Below are 21,487 nucleotides of genomic sequence, written 5' to 3'. Positions count from 1 at the left end.
GCGTCACGATGGACTTCACGGTCCCGGAGGGAAGACGCCCTGGCCCGGGGTGAGGATTCCGTCGGGGTCGTAGCGTTCACGCGCCGCCTCGAAGTCGGCCCATGCGGGGCCGTAGTGGGTGCGCCACTCCTCAGGCGTGGTGGGGATGGAGCCGACCGGGTACTGGTAACCCCCGACGGCTTGGGCGCTCAGGTAGAGGGAACGGTTGGCCGCCACCATGTCCTGCGGGCTCTCGGCTCCTGGCGAGGCGGTTCTGAGCAGCGTGAAGAGGAAGACCGTCTCCTCGTCGGGCATGCGCAGCAAGGGCAGGTGCAGGCGGGCGCGGGGGAAGGGATAGAGCAGGACCGCGCCGCTGGCGCCGACCTCGGTCTCGGTCAGGTCCTTGATGGCGGCCGCCACGAAGGCGTCGGTGCGGCTCGCGGGCAGGAACATGTTCCACCAGGGGTGCGGACGGTACCACTCGCCGGTGGACTTCAGATAGGCGACGCCCGCGGCGAGCCGGTTGAGGAAGTCGAAGTAGGGCATGTCCTGGATCTGCCGGTCGCCGGGCTGGTCGCCCAGCCCGTCGAGCAGCCTGGCGTCGTCGGGCGGGGTCGTGCCGTTGAAGAAGGCGACCGCTTCAAGCTGGTAAGTCCAGCCGACGGGGCCGGTCGGCAGCCCGAGCTCGCCCTCCACGTAGGCGAAGCGGCCGTCGTTGACCACACGCCGCTGGTCGGCGGTCAGCGCGGCGACGCTCGGGTAGGAGAGCAGGTAGCGGCGGACCGTCGCGGGGGCGGGCAGCAGGCGCATGGTGGCCTTGGTGATGACGCCGCACTGCCCTCTTCCGGCCAGCACCGCGTGGAAGAGGTCGGGGCGCAGCCGCGCGGAACACCTCCTCAGACCGGCGTCCCCCGTGACGACCTCCAGCTCCACGACGCCGTCCGCCTGGGATCCGTGGTGGTGGGTCTGGCCGCCGAAACCGCCCACCGAGAGCGTGCCGCCGACCGAGAGCTCCAGGTAGTCGGTGAAGACCGGAGGGGTCAGGCCGTGGGCCAGGGTCGCCTGCGCCACACTGCTCCAGAGCGCGCCCGCCTCCACGACGGCCGTGTCCTCCCGCACCTCAACCGCGTTGAGCGGGCTCATGTCGATGATCAGACCGCCCGCGACCTGGCCCTGACCGAAGGTGGCGTGTCCCTGGCCGCGCGCGGCCACCTGCAGGCCGTGCGTCCGGCAGTACTTCATCATCAGCATGATGTCCGACGCGTCGCCGGGCTCCAGCACGGCCCCGGGGGTCCGATGGACCAGGTGCCCGAAGTCGTCGGCCGCCTGGCCGCGCGACGCGGGATCGGTCACCACCCTGCCCTTCAGCGGCGGCAGGTCGACCATCCCCTGAGACCGGTCGACGTCGGTGACCCACGTGCGCGTGGACGGCTCGAAGCCGACCACGACCGCCCCCGCCGTGAGGAACGCCCGTCTCCACGGATGCCACGTCATACGCGATCCTTTCGCCGCGCGGTCATGTCGCGTCGATACTCGCCGACGGCACCCGGCGCCGCTACCCGCACGAAACCGGATGACAGCCACAAAAGGCTTACCACGCCGCTTCGGACCCCGACGGGCGAGCCGTGGAGCAGGACAGACCGATGAGTTTCGCGTGCCTGGCCGGCCTGCAATCGGCGAGGGGCACGAGAACGCCCTGAGCCGGGTGCGGTGCGGGACGCATTCGTCGACGAGCATGCAGCCGTCAACGTCTGATACCCCGCCGAAGGCATCCGGGCGGACCGAATCGATAACGGCTGTCGGCGTCAGGCACGCTCCAGGCACCGAACGAAGATCGCCCGCCCAGGGCCGGTTCCCGCACGCGTCCTCCTCGAAGACCCGCCTTCGCGCCTGTGCACGAAACACCGCGCGAAGTAATCGATGACGCTCGCCCGGTCCCCGCGAGAAAGGACCAAGAACCCATGACAACGATGGCCGGGCGGCAATTTGGGCCTACGCCGAGGCATCGGACGGAGGAGCAATCGGGTAACGCGGCGGCCCCCGAGGTGACCGAGCCTGGAAGGTGACCGCGGCACCGGTCACGGCCGGCCTCTGTGATGGCGGTGGTGAACTCGGCGCGGCGGCTGGCGAGAATGATCTGGTCCCGGCGCCCCCTCGGGCGAGACGGTGTCAGCGCACCGACGGCGTATCTCCTGCGCTCGTTCCCGTGATCACGGCAAGCTGGCTTCAAGGAGAGACAGGGGAGCAGGATGAATCTGCGGGAGTTGCTGGACGGGTGCCGGTTCCAGGTCCTTTATGGCGACCCGGGCCAGGCCGACGTCCGCGCCGGCATCACCTACGACTCGCGGTGCGTGACCACGGGCGGTCTCTACATCGCCATGTGTGGCAGACATGCGGACGGGCACGCTTTCGTGGCCGACGCCGTGGCGCGTGGAGCGGTCGCGGTCCTGGTCGAGCGCCCACTCGTGGAGGCTCTGCCGTCGCATGTCTGCGTCGTGCGGGTGGCGGACACGCGAGCGGCCGCGCCGTTGGTCGCCGCGCGCTACTTCGGGCATCCGTCGCGGGACCTGCAGGTGATGGCGGTCACCGGCACCAACGGTAAAACCAGCATCTCCTTCATGGTGGAGGCGCTGCTGCGGGTCGGAGCGGGCGCGCGAGTCGGCGTCATCGGTACCGATGGCTGCCGTGTCGGTGACGAGCCGATCACCATTGAGAGGTCCACCCCCACCACCCCGGAGGCGGTGGAACTGCACCAGATCCTGCGCGCGATGGCGGATCGGGGGGCCGACGTCGTCGCGATGGAAGCATCCTCAAGGGCGCTGGCGTTGCACCGGGTCGACCGCACCGACATCGACGTGGGCATGTTCACCAACCTCACCCCTGATCACCTCGATGACCACGGCTCGATGAAGGCGTACAAGCAGGCCAAGCTGCTGCTTTTCAGCGGCATGTGCAGGTGGGCGGTGGCCAACGCCGACGACCCCATCAGCGCCGACATCGCCGCCCTGATGCCAGACGCGACGACGACCTACGGCTTGGACAATCCAGCCGACTTCCGAGCCGGCGATCTGCGGGTGGACGCGACCGGCACCTCCTTCGTGCTCCACCATGGCGGTCACCGGCAAGCGGCGCGCGTGCCCTTCCCGGGCCGGTTCGCCGTCTCCAACGCTCTGGCCACGCTCGCCGCCGGCCACCTGCTGGGCTACGACGTGGACGCCCTGGCCGACGCGCTTGAGGAGTTGCCATCGATCCCGGGCCGTTTCGAGACGTATCAGACCCCGGCCGGGGTGTCGGTGATAGTGGACTACGCCCACTCCCCCGACTCGCTGGAGCAGGTCCTCACCACCATCCGCGGGTTCGCCGAGCGCAAGATCGTCACCGTGTTCGGGTGCGGCGGAGACCGCGATCCCAGCAAGCGCGCGCCGATGGGGACGATCGCCGGTCATCACTCCGACGTCGTGGTGGTCACCAGCGACAACCCACGCGGAGAGGATCCCGAGGCGATCATTGACGAGATCATGCCCGGCTTGGAGGGCACGTCCGCGACGGTGGAGCGGATCACCGACCGGCGCGACGCCATCGCGCGGGCCCTGCAGGTGGCCGAATCTGGCGACAACGTGCTCGTCGCCGGCAAGGGCGCCGAGCCGTACCAGATCGTCGGCGAGCGCAAGCTGCCGTTCGACGACATGCAGGTCATCCGCGAACTGGCCGGCACCACCGCCGCCACCGAGTAGCACGGCGCAGGGCGCCTGCCGATGACCGACACCCCCTCAGCGGGCGCCCATCCGTGCGCGGATTCCGGGAGGCTGACGCGGTCACCCTGCGGGCCCTGGCTGGCAAGATCGTCGGCATTGGCGTCAAGGTAACCATCATCGACTTCGGCGCCGGCGACTCTCGTCAAAGGTATGGCGGCATCGCGTGCAGGCCGTCGGAGAACTGCTTGCGCGCCGCCTCCTGCCCGATCACGGCGGAGATCCGCCGGTCGCAGTCCTGGCGGGCGGAGGCGACCTCGGGGGTGGTGAAGCGGGCGCGTCCACCGTTCGGATGCCAGAGCCGCTGGCTGATGCCGAGCAGTCGTGCGGCGGTCGGTGGATCGCCCTCGGCGCACGTTGCGATGGCCAGCGCCTCCAGGCAGAGGGCCATGTTGGAACTGTCGTCGAGCAGTTCGAAGCCGTGAAAGGCCTCCCGTGCATGCTGCGCGGCGACGGTGTGCTCGTGCTGGGAGAGGGCGATCAGAGCCTGGATGTACAGGCCCCAGCAGCGGAACTTGTGCTCGCCGCGCCGCGCCCCGTCAGTCTTGATCTTCTCCGCCAGTTCGCCGGCGCCGGTGTAGTCGCCCATCGCGAGCAGGGCGAAGACCAGGGCGGCCCTGGCCAGCAGTCCCACCGCCTCCTGAACGCCCTCCTCCCACGCGCCGGAGACCAGGTGGACGAGCCGCTCGAGGGCCGGCTCAGGGCGGCCGCTCATGGCCCAGTCGGTGCCCTCCAGATAGTCGCCGGCCTTCATCGCGGTCGGGTCGGGCGCGGCCGAGCGGCACTCCTGGATGCACCGCTCGATCCCGTCCAGATCGTCCTGAAAGATCATGACGAGCCCGAGCGCCCAGGCGGCCCTGACCCGTAGCGGCCCGCTGCGCTGATCGTGGGCGAGAGCCCGTTCCAGGATGTCGCGGCCCTCGCGCTCGAAGTCGCAGGAGAACCAGAGGAACCACAGGGCGCCGGAGAGTTCGAGCGCCGTCGAGTCGGGTTCGTACAAGCAGGTCTCCAACGCCCGCCGCACTTCGGGATACTCGCCGGCCAGCCAGTGGTACCAGACGAGCTGCCCCTCGCCCGTCCACTGGGGGAAGGCCCGCCGGGCCATGTCGAGGTAACGGTCCCGGTGCCGGAGCCGGATCGCACGGTGCTCGCCGAGCTCCCGCAGCCACCAGGCGCCGTATTCGCGCAGGCTGTCGAGCATGCGGAAGCGTTCGCCGCGCCGGGAGACGACGGACCGGGCGACGAGACCGGCGAGCGTCCGCTCGACGTCGTCCAGCGGGCCGCCCGCGCAGATCTCCTTGGCCCCGGCCAGGGTGAAGTCGCCCGCGAAGACGGACGCGCGGGCCCACAACAACTTCTCGGCCGGGGCGCACAGATCGTGGCTGCGTCCGATGGTCGTCCACAGGCTTCCGTGGGGCGCGAGCGCCCGCAACGGCGGGGGAACCGGTGGCCGCGCGTGCAGGTCCGTACCGTCTGCCAGCTCTTCCACGGAGCGATCGCGGAGCTGCGCCGCGGCCAGTTCCAGGGCCAGCGGCAGACCGTCGAGCCTGCGGCACACCTCGGCGACCGCGTGCGCGTTCGCCTCGGTCACCGTGAAGCCGGGCTCGGCAAGGCGCGCCCGCTCGGCGAACAGCTCCACCGAGGCACACCGCGTCAGGTCGCCGACTCTGTCCTCCAGTCCCGCTGCCGGGACGGGCAGGGGCTCCAGCTCGGTCACCGTCTCCGCGTCGATGCCCAAGGGCTGTCTGCTGACGGCCAGCACCTGAACGCCCGGACACATCTGGACCAGGGCGGTCACCATCAACGCGCAGTGGTCCACGACGTGTTCACACGCGTCGAGGATGAGCAGGCAGGAGCGATCGGCGAGATGGTCGATCAGGAGGTCGATCGCGGGGCGGGAGGTCTGGTCACGTACCTTCAGCTCCATCGCGACCGTGTTCGGGATCACCGCACCGTCGCTCACCGGGGACAGCGGGATGAGCCACACACCGTCCGGAAAGCGCTGCCAGACCTGTTCGGCGACCTGCAGCGCGGTACGCGACTTGCCGACCCCTGCGGTGCCGGTCACCGTCACCACCCGGGAGAACGCCAATAACCGCTCGATCTGCGCGCATTCGCTCTCCCGGCCCAGAATGGACGGCAACTCGGGGAACAGATCACCCATCGGCCGGTCGCTGGTGCTGCTCATGCGCGCCCCTCGACGAAAGCTCGGTAGTCACTCACTTACAGTTGGTCATCATCATGAAGCACAACCACCTCTGCCGTACCGGAAATCCATGCCCTGTGTGCGTCTCGCGCCGAACGCACGGCCCGGCGCCGGCCGGACTCATCCGCTGACCGGACGGATGATCTTCAGTCGCCAGCCGTCGCCCTTCCGTACCGACATCCAGGCCAGCAGTGGGTTTCCCCCGCTGTCGATTGCCAACTGGACCCCGCGGGGGATGCCGTCGTACGTGCCGACCGAACGTGCCGTGCAGGTGCCGGCGCAGGTCGCCAGGCTGACCGTGCCGCCGGGGGTGAAGGTGGCCACCAGGGTGCGGCCTCGTCCGTCCACGGCGAGGGTGCCGCGCACGTCGTACGAGCGTGCGGCGGGAACGGGGACGCGGCGCGCGGTGGCGCAGGTCAGGTCGGTGCACTCCAGCAGCACCGGGGTGGCGCCGGCCGCGTCGTGGTAGAGGACGAGCGGACGCCCGTCCGGGCCGATCGCGACAGCCGGTCGCGTGTTCCCCCAGCGGGACCGGTCGAGGAAGATCTCCTGCCCGTCCGGGTCGATCGCGGCCTGCGGCGGCTGGTTTCCCCAGCGGGTCGGATCGGCGGCGGGCGGCTCGGAGGCGACCGGCACCGTACGGCGAGTGCCGGCGCACGCCGGACTGTCGCAGGTGAACACCGCGACCTCGCCGAGGGCCCAACTGTGCCGGACCACCACGGGCCGCCCGTCGGCCGTCACTGTCACCGCGAGCTGCTGTTCGTCCGCAAGCAGGTACGGTTCGTCCACATCCGCGATCCGGGTGCGCGTGGCGGACCCGCACCGGGGGTCTCCGCAGTGCAGCAGCCACAGGGATGAGCGGGCGCGGCGGTCGGGCGCGAGGACGGCGACCACCGGGCCGGGGCCGCCCGGCCGGGGGGCGGCCGCGACCGCCTGCGTGAACTCCGGAAGGGGCAGCCCGGAGCCGGGCTCGCAGTCGTCGGTGCGGTTCCAGCAGAGTTCCAGCGGACGCCCGGCCACCGCCGTCGCCTGGTGGGTGCCGGCGGGGACGGGGGCGGTGCCGCCCTTCGTGCACAGAGCGTCGGTGCACTCCGACAGCCACACGTCGTCGCGGATCAGTGCGGCCCGCCCGTCCACCGACACCGAGAAATGGGAGAAGGACCGCGGACTGCCGCGACCGGACAGTTCGCCCTGCTGGTAGGCGGGCCAGTTCATCGGGTTGGCCGCGGTCACCCCGGTCAGCAGCAGGCCGGGCAGTACCAGCCCCGCGAGCGCGGCCACCGGCACGACGCCGGGCCGGGCCGGGGGAGACGGCCCGGAAGGCAGCGCGTCCACCATGGCGCGGAACGCGGTCAGGGCGTCGCCGCGCCAGCCGCGCGTCAGGGCGAGCAGGAACACCAGCGTCATCACCATGGCCTGCACGGCCACCAGCAGGCTCAAGACGGCCGGCCGTCCCGGCGGCCACCAGTCGAGCGCCGCCACCGCCGGGCAGATCGCCGGTGCGAGCACGAGCAGCGGCGACCGCGCGCGGGTCAGCTCGAAAGCGCGGGACACCGCCTGCGGCGCCGTCCGGCCCTCCAGGACCACAGCCGGTACGGCGAGCGGCAGCGGCAGCAGCACGACCGCCGCCACCCCCGCGATCGCCACCTTCGGCCAGAAGGATTCCACGGACGTCAGGACGACCGTCACCCCGGCTCCGGCCGCCGCGCCCAGGCCGGCGAGTGCGAGCAGCGCCCGGCGGTACCGGAGCGCGACCCGCAGCGCCGGCAGGAACGGCACGGAGTGCGTCAACAGCGATCCGGCCGTCGTGATCACCAGGGTGGCGAGCAGGAGGGTGAGCCCGGCCGTCGCCGCGACGGCCATCACCGCGGCCCAGGCCAGGACCCCTACCGGGAGGGGCCCCACCACGGCGGGGAGGCCGTTGACGAGCGCCACGCCGCCGGGGTCCCGCATCAGCGCGAGCGTGCCCAGCGCCAGAACCCACATCAGGGCGCATCCTGCCGCCGCGGGGGCCGCCACCCGCGACATCGCCCGCACCACCGTGCGTGGCCGGCGGAGCCGCGCCGCCAGCGACAGAAGTTCGTCGTCGATCACGGACAAAGTTGACCAGCAACCGCTTTAAACTCGCTTTCCCGGCAGCGGCCGTGGTGGGCGCTGCGATCGATCCCGCTGGTCACGCGGTTGCGCACGCTCCGGTCCGCGGCAAGACCGTCCTGGTCGCCGACATCCCCAGGACGGGTGTGCGGACCGCAGGCGGGCGCCGAGCGGCTCCAGCAAGGCCGTGATCCGGCCGGACGGCATCATCGGCGGGCGCGAAGTCCTGTGTCGGACGTCAGCTCTTGACGCGTCCCCGCGCGTTTGATTACGGTCTGGGCCATAACTAAGCAGCATTGAACATTCTGGAGGTGCGGCCGTGCCGCGAACCTGTCTCGCGCTGCTCATGGTCCTGGCCGCTTTATCGATACCGACCGCCGCACAGGCGGCGGCCGCACCGCGCTGCGACACCCCGGCCGTGACCACGTACGGCCCGGCCTCCGTCACCGGCGCGATCGTCGGCGCAGCCGTCCACGAGGGCCACGCCTATGTGGTCTCCCGAGGGCCGAAGCCTCCGGTCGTGGCCGAGATCGACCTGGCCACCCGGAAGGTGACGCGTACCGCGACGCTGCCGGACGGCCCCGAGACAGGCGAGCCCGAAGGCGGCTGGGCCACCGCCGTCGCCGGCGGCAAGCTGTACATCGGCACCTACCCCGTACCCGACCTGTACAGCTACGACCTGGCCACCGGCCAGGTGGCGCGCCTGCACTCCTTCGGCGCGAACGGCGGCTTCGTCTGGAGCATGGCCGCCGCGCCGGACGGCACCCTCTACCTCGGCACCTCCTCCGACGGCCGGCTCTGGGAGTACGTCCCCTCGACCGGCGCGGTCCGCAGGTACGGCGTGCTGGTCCAGGGCGAGCACTACGTCAGGGCGGTCGCCGTCGACGAGACCACGGCCTACGCCGGCCTGCTGGAGAAGGCCAAGCTGATGGCCGTCGACCGGGTCAGCGGCGCGGTCAGGGAACTGGCCCAGGCTCCCGCGGCCATCGGCACGGTCTCGCTCCACGGCGACCGGGTGCTGGCGGCCGGCGGGAGCACGCTGATCGACGTACGCAAGGACGGCACGGACCTGCGGCAGTTCGAGGCCGGGGTCGGCACCATCGACGCGTTCGAGGTGGCCCCCGACGGCACGGTCTACCTCACCTCGCGCCCCGACGGCGCCGTCTACAGCTACCGCACCGGGCAGGACGCGGTGACCAAGGTCGCCGACCCGCCTTCGCCCGGCGAGGAGACCCGGGCGCTGAAGCTGGACGGGCAGCGGCTCATCGGCTTCGCCGGCAGCGGCGGCATGTGGTGGCTGGACCTGCCGAGCGGGACCTCCGAGTTCGTCGACCTCATCGACGCGGGCTTCCCGACCGGCGCCGAGCGGACCCAGAGCATGCTGCTGGTGCCGAACCGGGCCCTGTACATCGGCGGCCACTTCGCCGTGGAGGTGCGCGACCTGCGGACCGGGAAGGAACGCAGGATCCGCGTGGTGGGCGAGCCGAAGGCCATGGTGCGGCGGGGCGGCAAGATCTACGCCGCGCTGTACCCGAGCGGCCAGATCATCTCCATCGACGTGCGCACCGACGAGGTGCGCGGCCTCGGCTACATCGGGCACGACCAGTCCCGGCCGTGGGACATCGAGCACGACCCTGTCACCGACACCATCCTGGTGGCCTCCGCGCCCACCGGCGCCAAGCTGCAGGGCGCTCTGACGGTGCTCGACCCCGACACGGGCACGATGGACGTCTACCCGAACGTCATCCCCGACCAGAGCCTGATGAGCCTGAGCGTCGACTCCCGGCGCGGCATCGTCTACCTCGGCGGCGACGTGCTCGGCGGCGGCGGCACGCCGCCGACCAGGACGACGGCCTCGATCGCCGCCTTCGACCTGAAGCAGCGCAAGGTGGTGCGGCAGTTCGATCCGCTGCCGGACCACCGCACCTTCCAGGACCTCAAGGTCCACGACGGGCTGCTGTACGCGGTCTACAAGCGGGTGCTGGGCGCCTGGATCGCCCTGGACCCCGCCACCGGCGTCATCAAGCACCAGGGCCTGCTGTCGGGACACGGCGAGTTGCAGGTCCACCGGGGCCGGGTGTTCACCTCCACCTTCTTCGGCGGCGGCAACGCCTATGAGCTGGGATCGGAAGCCAAGCTGCTCGCGACCGGGCTGGGCGACGAATGGCACACCAATCCGCAGTTGCAGTTCGAGCCCGGCACGTACGACGCCTGGACGATCGTCGGCCGGGACCTGGCGAAGGTGCGGCTCGACCCGCGCTGCCCGCCCGTGACCATCCCGGAGGCGCAGAACTGATCTCGGTCTGCGCCGAACCCTCGACCCGTCAATACGGAACGTCACGACGGCGATGAGCCGTGCTTATCGGCCGGCGGCGGACGGTCACGGCGGGTCGCCCGGCGGGTCACCCATCGCGTCGCGGATCGCGAGGTGGGCGAACACGACGGCGGGGCCGAGGGTGATCCCCGGGCCGGGATATCCGCCCTCCATGATCGAGCGCATGTCGGCGCCCAGCGCATACAGTCTGCCGATGGGCCGTCCGCCGGCGTCGAGCACCCGCGCGTGTTCGTCGGTGGCGAACCCCGAGGCCGAGCCGATGTCGCCCGGGTAGATCCGGATGGCGTAGAACGGCGGGCGCGCGACCACTCCCAGCGACGGGTTCGGCCGCTGCCGGGCGTCCCCGAGGTTGCGCTGGTACGGGTCGGCGCCGCGCCCGAAGTCGGGATCCTCGCCGCGCTCGGCGAAGGAGTTGAACCGTTCGATCGTCTCGCTCAGGACTCCCGGAGCCATGCCCAGGAGGTCCCCGAGTTCGCCGAGGTCACGGCCGCGGGTCAGGTACCCGTCCCGCAGCCGGCGGCGCCGTCCCCACCCTCCCGGTCTCACGGCGCCGATCCCGTAGCGCCTGACCGCGCTCTCGTCGGCGATGAGGAAGCTCGGCGCGCCGGCCCGGTCCGCGTGGGCCAGCATCTTCTCGCCCAGCAGGTGGTACGGGTCGGCCTCGTTGAGATAGCGCCGCCCGAGCCGGTCCACGATGACGAAGCCCGGTTTTCCCCGGTCGAGGGCGAAATGCGGGTACGGCTCCGTGCGTCCGTCACGTCCCGGCGGCAGCGACACGGGGGCCCAGAACGCGTCGGTGCCCTGCCGCCCGAAGACGGCCCCGACGCTCTCGAGCAGGGAATGGGCCGTGCCCCGCGCGCCGTCGGCCACCGCGCTCCACTCCAGCGGCAGGCCGCCGAGCACGCTCTCCCGCCGCGGTCCCCGCGTGAACCCGCCGGTCGCGCAGATCACACCGCGTGACACCCGGATGGTGCGGGACGAGCGCCCGTCGTCGATCCTGACGGCGTCGATCCCCGCTTCGCCGCGGGTCAGCGTCACCGGCTGGGCGTTCAGCACGACGCGGGCCGTGCCGAGTCGCATCAGCGAGGCGAGCAACCGGCCGATGAGCGCGTTGCCCAGGGTCAGCCGGGACGAGCGTCGATGGATCAGCAGGTCGGCAAGGTGCCGCGCGACCCGCGGGAACGCGCGGACGGCGTTCGCCACCCCTTCCCGGCTGGCCGGCCGGGCCGCGATGACGGAGTATCGCCGGGTCTCGTCGCGGTTGGGCGCCAGTCCGCCCAGGATGGTGAAGTTCCGCAACGGCGGGCGGACGAGCCTGAGGTCCGCGCCGAGCACCCGGCCGTCGAAGTCGGCCACCTCGATCGCGCGCCCCGAGACGGCCGCGCCGCGGACGGCGCCCAGGTAGTCGGGGTGGTTGTCGCGGCGGAAGAAGGTCACGCTCGTACGCCGTTCCAGGAGCGCGATCGCGTCGGACGCCGCGTCCAGGTACCGCCCGCGCAGCGCGGCCAGCCGATCGCCGCCGGTCGCCTGCTCCAGATAGCGGCCGGCGACCAGCCGATCCTCCTCGGGTGACCTGCCGTCCACGGGGTACGCGCCCGGCAGCCAGAGCGTGCCCGCGGTCAGCGCGCTGGTGCCCCCGATGAGGCCGCTGCGTTCGACGACGAGGACGCGTGCGCCGTACAGCCCGGCGAAGACCGCGGCGGACAGTCCCGCCGCGCCCGATCCGAGCACCACGAAGTCGAACTCGCTGCCGTCGGGGATGTCGTGCAGGCCGGCGACGACGGTGGAGGGGCTGCCCCGTTTCATCGGACTCCTCTCGGACGGGCCATCCGCCATCCCATGATGGGGCGTCTCCCCCGGCTCGTCTAAGACGTACTTTCCGCACGGCGCTAAGCTCCCGTTGTGGCACTCGGCCGCCCGTCCACTGGCCACCCGCGAGTCGGTGGCGCTCCCCGACCTCTCCGAGACGGCCTGGATCGCCGCCACGGGCATTTACCGGGAGAACTTCATCGCCCTGACCGCCGCGAACTCCCTCGTCCGGCCCCGCATGCGGAGCCCGATCGTGAACGAAGCACGGACTTGTTCGGCCGGCGCCGTGGGCGCGGGCCTGACCCTGGCGGTAGCGGCAGACGAGAGGAGCATCCTGGTGATGAAGCATCTCGTCGCCGCTCTGCCGATCGCGGGCCCGGCCGATCGTCCTCGCCGGTGGCGGGAACCGTTGCCGGGGAGGTTGACACAGGTCAGGTGCCTTCGGCCGGTGGTGGGCAGCAGGCCGGGCGGGCGAGGTTGAAGGCCCGGTCGACGAGTTCGGTGCGATCGGTCCTGCCGCCCAGGCGGTGCCACTCGTGAGAGGCGGAGTCGAGGGCGGCGGCCGCGCAGGCCGTGACGAGTTCGGCGGTGAAGGCGTCGAGCCCGAATCTGCGCCGGACGATCTCGGCGAACTGCCGGCGAATGCCATCGCGCGTCTCGTGGAAGCGGGCGCGCAGCGCCGGAGTTGACGCGATCAGGCGGTGGCGTTCGTCGGTGATCTCCTGGCTCCAGTCCCGCAGGACGACGTGCAGCGCCTCCCACGGCCCTTCGCCCTCGGGCCGGGCCTCCAGTTCCTCGACGATGTCGTCGCCCAGAGCGTGGACGCCCTCGAAGACGACGTCCTCCTTGGTCGGAAAGTAGCGGAAGAAGCTCCGTTTGGAGATGCCGGCCGCCTTGGCGATGTCCTCGACCGTGGTCTCGTCGAATCCACGCGAGCTGAACAGCTCCATGGCCACGTCGGCGAGTTGCTTGGTGACCGCTCGCCTGGTGCGTTCCCTCAATCCCGTCACGCGACCGAGTGTATCCACTGGCATTCGATGTATAGTCTGGCACCGAGTGACAGAAATGGATGGAGATGCCATGAAAGCGAAGACTGCCGTGATCACGGGCAGCACCGGCGGGATCGGCAAGGAGATCGCCCGCGGCCTCGCCCTACGAGGCGCGTCCGTCGTCCTCGTCGGCCTGGACCCGGCAGCGGGCCGCCAGGCCGTGCACGAACTCAGCCGTGATGCCAGACATGACCGGATCGAGGCCCTCGCCGCGGACGTCACGACCCTGGACGGCCTGACCAAGCTGGCCTCCCAGATCGCCGAGCGCACCGACCGGCTCGACGTCCTGGTCAACAATGTCGGCCTGAACCCGCCTGCCAGGCAGCTCACCGCCGACGGCGTGGAAAGGACCTTCGCCGCCCACGTGCTGGCGCCTTTCACGCTCACCCACCTGCTGCTGCCGCACCTGCGCCAGGCGGGCGACGCCCGGGTCGTCAACGTCACCGGCGGGATACCAGGCGGCCCGATCGAGCGCGACAACCTGCAGGCGGAGAAGCGCTTCATGGGCTGGACGTTCAGCCAGTACAACCACACCAAGACGATGACGATGGCGATGACCCACCGCCTCGCCGCGGAACTGACCGGCACCGGTGTCAGTGCCAACGTGGTCTACCCGGGGCACGGCTACACACCGATGAACCGATCGACGTCGATCAAGGCGTTCCCGATGGTGTACCGGCCCATCGCCCCCCTGGTGCTGAAGGTCATCGCGCCGCTGTTCCTGGCCGACCTCACCAGGTCCGCCCGCCCGAGCGTCTACCTCGCCTCCAGCCCTGAGATGGCGGGCATCAGCGGTGCCTACTTCGACAGCAAGGGCCGCCACCAGCCGTGGCCGGCCAGCGTGCTCGACCCGCGCAACCGCAACGCCGTCTGGGACCTGTGCACCTCGTTGAGCCTGCGGGTGCTGGGAGGCAGGGCATGAGGACCGTCGTCGTCACCGGAGGCACCGACGGGATCGGCAAGGGCCTCGCCCTGCACTACCTGCGCCAGGGCGCGCGCGTGGTGGCCGTCGGCAGCACCCCCGCCAAGGGCGCGTCATTCCTGGCCGAAGCCGCGAGCCAGAACGCCACCTTTCTGCGCGCCGATCTCACCTCGATCGCGGCGACCAAGGAACTCCTCGCCACCATCCGTCGCACGTGCGCATCCCTGGACACGCTCGTCCTCTGCGCCCAGCGCTACCGGCTCTTCGGCCCTCGCACCACCACACGCGAGGGCTTCGAGCACAGCTTCGCCCTCGCCTACCTCAGCCGGCACATCCTCAGCCACGGCCTGCGCGACCTCATGACGCCCGCCCCCCGCCCCGTCATCATGAACGTCGGCACGCCCGGCGTCCCCCTGGGCCGCATTCACTGGGACGACCTGCAACTGACCCGCCGCTACAACGGCACCAGGGCCACCCTGCAGTCCTTCCGCGCCAACGACCTTCTCGGCGTGGCCTTCGGCGAGTTGTACGGCGGCGAGATCCGCTATGTCGGCTACAACCCCGGCGTCGTCTCGACCGGAATGCCCACCCATCTCCCGGCGCCGCTGCGTGCTGCGGTGCGGGCCACCTTCCCGCTGGTCGCCACCTCCGTCGCCAAAGCCGTCATGCCCATGACGACCTTGCTGGAGGATCCGCCGGCCGAAGCCTTCAGCGCCTACTTCACCAAGCGCCGGCTCTCCCTCGGCGGAGCCGCGTTCGACCGTGACGAGGCGATGCGCCTGCACCACCTCACCCAGCGCCTGATCGACGCCGGAGCCCCGACCCTGCCCAGCCGACCGTGAACCGGCGCCGGACGCGTTCACCTGAGGTTGCGGATCACCCGGCATACCGGTGGTATACCTCACGTCACTAGCGTGACGTGCATGTCCGCCCCACGACGACGGGAGAGCCGGATGAGCGAGCTCAACCGCAGGCGGGCGCTGGCGGGCCTGGGCGGTTCACTGGTCGCGGGGCTCATGCCCGCCGGAGCCGCGCAGGCCACGGCCTACGACTCCACGATGGTCGTGGACGCCGGTCGCCTCCTGGGCACGTTCTTCAACCCCGGGTGGTACGTCAACCACACCCATCCGAACTGGTACTTCTCCAGGGGCCTGCTCCCGGCCGGCACGCTCAAGCAGCTCCAGGACGACTTCAACGTCCGCTGGGCCCGCGTGGTGGTCAAGATGGAGAAGCCGCCCGCGTCGAACTTCCCCTACCTCGACCAGGCGGCGTCCTATGCCAACCGGTTGCTGCTGAGCTTCACCTCCTCCACCGGCACGGAGAAGACCCCGCAGGAGTGGGAGACCTTCATGCGGGACGCCCTGCTCGTCTACAAGGCGCGCTATCCGCAGATCGACTGCGTGATGCCGTGGATCGAGCCCAACCTCGGGATCGTCGGCGGCCATCCGGACAACACCGCGATGACCCCGGCGGAGTTCTATCCCTACTACGCCGCGGGCTATCGTGCCGTGTCGGCGGCCAACGACGGCCTGGAACCCGCGATCCCGCTGACCTTCGGCGGCCCGACGACGTCCAATCTGCCGGCCGAGTGGCTGCTGGACTTCCTCAAGCGCTACGCCGCCGACAAAGACGCCCGCAAGCGGCTGGACTTCCTGGCGGTGCAGCTCTACCACAAGAACCGCGACAACCCGCGCCAGGCGCTCAGCCAGCGCGCCACCCTCCGATCCCTGCTGAGCCAGGCCGGACTGAGCCAGTCGGTGCCGCCCTACGTCACCGAGTACGGCGTCTACGGCGGCTCCGACACCGGGACGGTCGGTGACCTCGCCCACGATCAGCTCGTCCAGGCGGCGGGTGTCGCCGCACTGGGCCGCTACTACGTCGAGAGCGGCATGAACCGCCCGTTCCACTGGGTGCTGCACCACGGCGAGAACGTCCGCAAGGACATGTTCGTCGAGGGACTCGACGGCGTGCGCCTGCCGTTCGGCCATGTCGTCGTCATGCAGGGCATGCTGAAGGACCGTTACGACGACGGCGGGCGAGTGGCCACGACCATCACCCCCGACGGGTCGGCGACCGGCGGAATCGGGCTCGGGGCGATCTCTCATCTCGACTCCCGGCAGCTCACGGTCATGTACTGGAACTACCAGGCCGAGACCGGCACCACGAACCGCTCGACCAAGCTGACCATCCGCGACATCCCGAAGAGCGTGTTCGGCGACCGGATCCGGGTGGAGAACTGGCTGGTCGATGCGACCAACAACAACTACAACCACAACAGGACCACGACGTTCGCCCGAAACGCGATCTTCAGCATGGACCGGCCCGCCGAGTTCAACCGCGTGCTCTCCCTCACCAAGAACGCGGTCGGCCTGCTACGCATCACCCCGGCCTAGCGATCTTCGATCTCGCGCTTCTGGACGCTTGACCGGCCGGCGAGTGCGCGGGCATCCCGGCCGCGGCGCCGTCAGCCCTGAGTGCCCGCGTCGAGGCCGGCGGCGGTGAGGTCCGTCAGCGCCGCGATGGCCGCGGCGACGGTGGCGCGCCCCCGGTTCAGTTCCGCGGCGATCGCCTCGGCCGCGCCCAGCACGCCGACGCAGCGGAGCCGGAGGGCCTGCTGCGTGAGCCCGGAGTACGGCCGCAGGGCGGTGGCCATCAGGTCGATGTAGCCGTCGAGCAGTTCGCGCTCGATCGCCTCCATCTCCTGGTTTCCCTTGAGCGCGGCCGAGATGGCGGTCCACTCCGGCATGTCGGTGGCGCAGGCGAAGTAGGCGGCGCTCAGCACGCGGGCGATCTCGCGGGGGACGGCCGGGGCGTCGCGCAGGGCCTCCTCCGAGGCGGCCCGGTGCCGCTCGTCGAGCCGCCGGTAGAGCGCGATCAGCAGGCCGGGGCGGGTGCCGAAGTGGTCGTAGACGACTGGTCTGCTCACTCCGGCGGCCTCCGCCAGGCTGAGCAGCGTGAGGCTGTCGGTGCCGTGGGCGCGCACGATCGTCATGGCGGTGTCGAGCAACTGCTCCCGCCTGGCCGGCTTGGACAGGCGAGTCGATCCCGTGGCCATCGTCCTCCCTTGCGTCGCGTCTCAGCTTAAGCTACAAAATGTAAGTTACAGAATGTAGGTTAGCGAGAGGACAGCACCATGGAGCACTCCGTACTGATCATGGGCGGATCCGGCCAGGCGGGCGCGGGGACCGCGACCCTCCTGCGCCGGTGGTACCCGGAGCTGCCGCTGACGATCGCGGGCCGCGATCTCGGCCGCGCCCGGCGGGTCGCCGACGAACTCGGCGGCGCGACAGCCGCGACCATCGATCTGCGGCGCGGCGACCTCGGCCTCCAGGAGACCGGCGGCTACTCGGCGGTCGTGGCGACGGTGTGGGACAGCCACCTGAACGGACTGCGTTACGCGCAGGACCGCGGCCTGCCCTACGTCAGCATCTCCAGCGGCCTGGTCGACATCGGGCCCGAGGTCGTCGCCGCCGGCCTGCGAGCCGGCGCGACGCCGATCCTGCTGGCCAGCCACTGGTACGCGGGGCTCGTCGTCCTCGCGGTGCTCGGCCTGGCCGGGGAGTTCGACCGGCTCGACACCATCGAGGTCAGCGGCGTGCTGGACGACCAGGACAGCGGCGGGCCCGCGGCCATGGTGGACATGGAACGCCTGCTGGCCGCCTCCTCGGCGGGGCACGTCCGGCGCGACGGCGTCTTCCACTGGGTCAGCGGCCCCGACGCGGAGGTGGAGGTCACCGCCGTCGACGGCGCCGTGCTGCCGGGCCAGATCGTCCCCATCCTCGACGTGCCGAGCCTGGCCCTCGCGACGGGCGCGCCCAACGTCCGCTTCGCGTTCGCGATCGGTGAATCGGCGGGCAGACGGCGCGGCGGGCCCGCGTCCACGGAGGTCAGGATCGTCCTCGAAGGCGTGGACCGCGCGGGCGCACCCCGGAGGACGAGCCGCTACCTGCTCCACCCGGAGGGGCAGCGCCCCCTGACGGCGCTCGGCATCGCCCTCGGCGTCGAGCGGCTGCTCGGCCTGCGCGGCGCCCCCGTGCCGCCCGGCCTGCACACTCCCGAGGCGTTGATCGACCCCGGTTACGCGGCCGAGCGGATGGCGGAGATCGGCACCGTCCTCACCGACGCGTAGGGCGCGTCCGTACCTGTCGGTGGACCACCGGACCGAGGACGTAAAGCCGCGACAGCGCCGTCTTCTCCGGATCGGGCCCGGTCGGCTCCCCTGCCATCCACGCGCGGAACTCCGCACGGCCGGCAACGGTCGCGCTACGTCTTGTCGGTGTAGCTGTCCTGGTGCGGGGTGGGGTCGACGACCTCGAACGGCATCAGGAGGTGTTGCCCGTCGGCCCGGTAGATGCGGTACCGGTCGTGGCGGAGCCAAGTGCCGATCGCCTCGTCGCCGCCGGTGGGCGCGATCTGCTTGGACTCCTGGTAGGTGCCGGTCCAGCTCGTCTCGGTCGACTTGACGCATCGGACGTCGAGCCCCCGCGACACGGTGGTGCTGACGCCCGCGCTGACGCCTTCGAAGGCGAAGCCGGCCTCGGCGGTGACGCTCATGTTGAGCGTCTTGTCGATCTCCGTGCTCTCGCTCTTGGTCACGCCGACGGTGGTGCTCCACTCGCGCGACTCGGTGGTGTTGTTGGCATACACCTGGAACTTCTCCAGGTGCCAGCGCGAATGCCGGTCGATGATGTAGTAGGGGGTGTTGAACGACTGCCAGTGGGAGTCGTGGGTGCCGTCGCGTTCGACAAGGAACCAGGGGACGACCGTCTTGCCGGTGAGGGGGCCCTTTTCGGGACTGGCGGGGTAGTCGTCGGCGGGCTTGTCCAGCGACGTCAGCTTCGGCGGTGACGGAATCGCGCCCGTGACGGACTTGGCCTCCTCCCACGCCTCGACGACGGCGTCGTAGGTCCCGGTCTCCTCCAGGGCGAACACGTCGTCGGAGGCCTGTTCGCGGCTGCCGGCGCGGAGCAGGGTGGCGTTGGCGTTCATGACCTGGGAGTGCAGGTAGGTGTCGGTGTCGGGATGGCGGAACAGGAAGTGCTCACCCACGGCTTCCAGCTCGAAGGTCGCCTCCTTCTCGTCCGTCACGGTGAAGTCGTCCTTGTGCTCCGGCTTGACGGGGGCGAGCGAGATGAGCAGGGACTCCCCCTCGACGGACTTCAGGCATTCGAGTTGCGCCCTGCTCCAGATGAGCACCATGTGGTAGTCGGGGTCGGCGCTCGTCGGGTAGAAGACGTACTCATCGGCTTGCCCGTCGATGAGCTGAGCGTGCGCCAGGTACCTCCCGCTCTTCACATGCTTGATCTTGTACCGCTTGCCGACGGCCGGGCCGGTGAACGCCATACCCCGGTGCCTTCCCCACATCTGGCAGGCGTAATCGAGACGTCACCCTCCGTGCTTGCCGCGATGGCGCCCGCGGAGCCCGGTAACGGGCGCCCGGGCCGGACGGATTCCTCATCGTGGGTTTCCATGTGCGCACCCGCCTCAGAGTTGGACCGTTCCGTTTCACCCTCAGCCAGGCCGGGATGGGAGTCTCGACCGGAATCCCGGGCCTTCGGGCGCGGATGGGCCCCCGCGGCAACGTCGTGCGCATGGGACTCTGCGTGGCGTTGCGTGATCGGGCGGCTCGCGCGGTGGTCGTCATGTACGACGTGACCGACGACGCCGCCCGGCGCTTCGATCACCTGGTCAGCTCGATCACCGACCTCCGGCGAGCCCACGGGTTCTGGCTGATCACCGCGTCCGGGGCGATCACCAGCACCTACCAGTTCAAGGTGAACGCCGGCGCCGCCAACCTGCTGCACCGGATGAACGCCTCGGCCCGGTTGACGGGACCGCGGATCCTGGTCACCAACGTCGCCGTCCCGACCCTGACCGCGGGCAGCCTGTCGGTGCACTTCCTCCCCGACCGGGTCCTGTTCCGGGACGGCCGCCACGTCGCCGACCTCACCTACCAGCACCTCCAGGCCGGCGTGGAACACGCCCGCTTCATCGAAACGGGCCCGGTGCCCCACGACGGCACGGTCGTGGACTCCACCTGGCGCTACGTCAACGTCAAGGGCGGCCCCGACCGCCGTTTCAAGAACAACGCCCGCCTGCCCATCCTGCTGTACGGCAGACTCGTCCTCCGCAGCCACAGCGGTCTCAACCTCGTCTGGGACGCCTCTCAGGCCCCGCTCGTCCACGCCGTGGCGAACGCACTCCACCAGTCCATCGCCGCCCGCCCACCTGTGATCACCCCTTGAGGGAGAAGTCATTCCGAATTTACCGAAAATCACGTACGTGATCGTGCCGGCGCTCATCCTGATCTGCGCGCTGGAAGGCGTCCATTTCCTGGGCGAGCGCTCCGGACGCGTGCGCGAGGTTTATGGCGGAGCCTTTCAGGTGGCGCATCCGGAATATCATGTCCTGGTGGACTCAACCGTGCGCACGGACCCCTTGTCGACGAGCGCACAAGTAGGCGCTTTCGAACTGCACCCGCGCTCCGAGGGCCGTCGAGCAGACGGCACTGTTTCGACGAACGTACTGGGCCTCGTTTCGGCCCCTGACCTGCCCGAAACAAAGATGAGCCCACTGCTCCGCTCGTTCGGGGGCGGCAGAGGGCCGGCCGAGCCGGCGAAAGCCCGAGCACGCGAAGAGATTTCCGCACTACCCGACAATGCTTTTGCCACCGCCATAGTGGAACTGGCCGCCCCCCTGAAGGAGGACGAGCTCAGCACCGCGCTGGAAGTGCGGGACATCCGATCGGACGCGCTTTACCTATTCGTCTCCGAATCGCCAGGAGCCGCTGGAAAGCCCGTCTACTGGAGAGCGTGCGCGATTTATGAACGAGAGTGCGAGAGCACGTCACCGATCGAACTCTTCCGGCGCTGGGCAGCCGAACTGGACTGGACCGACGCGCTGAATCTGAGATCCCTCGGCCTCGACCTCGATGTGCTGCGCCAGGCCGCGCGACAAGGCGAAATCTACGGGCTGCTCACCTATGGATACTCAGGAGAATCGCTCGCCGAGTGGCTAGAAAGGCCCGAGGTGCGGACTGTCAAGATCGTTGAGACGACGACCATAGGTTCGTAGCCGGCGTCCGGAAGGAAGTGCCGCGGACGCGCGCCCGCCGCCGGTCGGCAGCGGCGTTTGTGCGGGTCATCGACTGAGCGGTGGCGCATTCGCCCGGTGCGCGGAGCTTGACACGGGCGGCGCCGGCGGCCTTTCGGGAGGCGAGCGGTGGGGCCGCCCTGCCGCGACGCGGTCGGCGGGAATTTCGCGGGTGCCGCCCAGTACCAAGGAGGAGCGCCTCCGTCCTGCCGAGCGCACAAAAGCCGAGGTTGGAGACGTTGACATCGG

15 protein-coding genes and 1 pseudogene are annotated in these 21,487 nt (G+C 70.4%); 9 read left to right on the top strand and 7 right to left on the bottom strand.

Translation table 11 applies throughout. The annotated features are described in order from the left end of the window. Positions 1–15: 15 nt before the first annotated feature. On the bottom strand, positions 16–1,473 hold the full coding sequence (locus FAF44_RS20500; protein WP_237104824.1) for an FAD-binding protein: 1,458 nt from the start codon (positions 1,471–1,473) through the stop codon (positions 16–18). A gap of 755 nt (positions 1,474–2,228) precedes the next feature. Between FAF44_RS20500 and FAF44_RS20495 the strand changes: the two genes are divergently transcribed. Next, positions 2,229–3,713, top strand: coding sequence for a UDP-N-acetylmuramoyl-L-alanyl-D-glutamate--2,6-diaminopimelate ligase (locus tag FAF44_RS20495; RefSeq protein WP_237104823.1), 1,485 nt, complete (start codon positions 2,229–2,231; stop codon positions 3,711–3,713). A 163-nt stretch (positions 3,714–3,876) separates the two neighbouring features. Here FAF44_RS20495 and FAF44_RS20490 read toward each other — a convergent pair whose 3' ends face one another. Beyond that, positions 3,877–5,919: a hypothetical protein gene (locus FAF44_RS20490; protein ID WP_237104822.1), complete on the bottom strand. Its 2,043-nt coding sequence runs from the start codon at positions 5,917–5,919 to the stop codon at positions 3,877–3,879. A 138-nt stretch (positions 5,920–6,057) separates the two neighbouring features. Then, complete coding sequence (locus FAF44_RS20485; protein WP_237104821.1) at positions 6,058–8,031, bottom strand: hypothetical protein; 1,974 nt, start codon at positions 8,029–8,031, stop codon at positions 6,058–6,060. A gap of 319 nt (positions 8,032–8,350) precedes the next feature. Between FAF44_RS20485 and FAF44_RS20480 the strand changes: the two genes are divergently transcribed. Beyond that, positions 8,351–10,327: a hypothetical protein gene (locus FAF44_RS20480; protein ID WP_237104820.1), complete on the top strand. Its 1,977-nt coding sequence runs from the start codon at positions 8,351–8,353 to the stop codon at positions 10,325–10,327. Positions 10,328–10,411: 84 nt separating this feature from the next. Here FAF44_RS20480 and FAF44_RS20475 read toward each other — a convergent pair whose 3' ends face one another. After that, entirely contained in the window at positions 10,412–12,172 is a 1,761-nt protein-coding gene (locus FAF44_RS20475; RefSeq protein WP_237104819.1) for an FAD-binding protein, read from the bottom strand. 434 nt (positions 12,173–12,606) lie between these two features. After that, a complete protein-coding gene (locus FAF44_RS20470) occupies positions 12,607–13,185 on the bottom strand; it encodes a TetR family transcriptional regulator (protein WP_237104818.1) in 579 nt (192 codons plus the stop codon). A gap of 70 nt (positions 13,186–13,255) precedes the next feature. Between FAF44_RS20470 and FAF44_RS20465 the strand changes: the two genes are divergently transcribed. The 3 genes from FAF44_RS20465 (at position 13,256) to FAF44_RS20455 (ending at position 16,539) form a co-directional block, all read left to right on the top strand. After that, entirely contained in the window at positions 13,256–14,146 is an 891-nt protein-coding gene (locus FAF44_RS20465; RefSeq protein WP_237104817.1) for an SDR family NAD(P)-dependent oxidoreductase, read from the top strand. Then, positions 14,143–14,988, top strand: a complete 846-nt coding sequence (locus FAF44_RS20460) for an SDR family NAD(P)-dependent oxidoreductase (RefSeq protein WP_237104816.1) — start codon at positions 14,143–14,145, stop codon at positions 14,986–14,988. The genes FAF44_RS20465 and FAF44_RS20460 overlap by 4 nt, the downstream gene beginning before the upstream one ends. Positions 14,989–15,099: 111 nt before the next feature. Further along, positions 15,100–16,539: a hypothetical protein gene (locus FAF44_RS20455; RefSeq protein ID WP_237104815.1), complete on the top strand. Its 1,440-nt coding sequence runs from the start codon at positions 15,100–15,102 to the stop codon at positions 16,537–16,539. A 71-nt stretch (positions 16,540–16,610) separates the two neighbouring features. Here the strand turns inward: FAF44_RS20455 and FAF44_RS20450 are convergent, their stop codons facing one another. Next, complete coding sequence (locus FAF44_RS20450) at positions 16,611–17,201, bottom strand: TetR/AcrR family transcriptional regulator (protein WP_237104814.1); 591 nt, start codon at positions 17,199–17,201, stop codon at positions 16,611–16,613. Between the two features lie 78 nt (positions 17,202–17,279). Between FAF44_RS20450 and FAF44_RS20445 the strand changes: the two genes are divergently transcribed. Further along, entirely contained in the window at positions 17,280–18,275 is a 996-nt protein-coding gene (locus FAF44_RS20445) for a hypothetical protein (RefSeq protein ID WP_237104813.1), read from the top strand. Positions 18,276–18,409: 134 nt separating this feature from the next. Here FAF44_RS20445 and FAF44_RS20440 read toward each other — a convergent pair whose 3' ends face one another. Beyond that, positions 18,410–19,489: a hypothetical protein gene (locus FAF44_RS20440; protein ID WP_237104812.1), complete on the bottom strand. Its 1,080-nt coding sequence runs from the start codon at positions 19,487–19,489 to the stop codon at positions 18,410–18,412. Between the two features lie 116 nt (positions 19,490–19,605). On the opposite strand from FAF44_RS20440, the pseudogene FAF44_RS56400 reads away from it, so the two are divergent. From FAF44_RS56400 to FAF44_RS20430, 3 genes and pseudogenes are all read left to right on the top strand, one after another. After that, a pseudogene (locus FAF44_RS56400) lies at positions 19,606–19,734 on the top strand (DUF4236 domain-containing protein); the annotation flags it as partial. Positions 19,735–19,737: 3 nt separating this feature from the next. Continuing rightward, on the top strand, positions 19,738–20,391 hold the full coding sequence (locus FAF44_RS20435; protein ID WP_237104811.1) for a hypothetical protein: 654 nt from the start codon (positions 19,738–19,740) through the stop codon (positions 20,389–20,391). A 37-nt stretch (positions 20,392–20,428) separates the two neighbouring features. Next, positions 20,429–21,220: a hypothetical protein gene (locus FAF44_RS20430; RefSeq protein WP_237104810.1), complete on the top strand. Its 792-nt coding sequence runs from the start codon at positions 20,429–20,431 to the stop codon at positions 21,218–21,220. The last annotated feature ends 267 nt before the right edge of the window (positions 21,221–21,487 follow it).

The organism is Nonomuraea sp. MG754425 (assembly GCF_021699195.1).
Classification (GTDB): domain Bacteria; phylum Actinomycetota; class Actinomycetes; order Streptosporangiales; family Streptosporangiaceae; genus Nonomuraea.
Note: the sequence above shows the minus strand (reverse complement) of the source record. Positions and strands in the feature narration are given on the sequence as shown.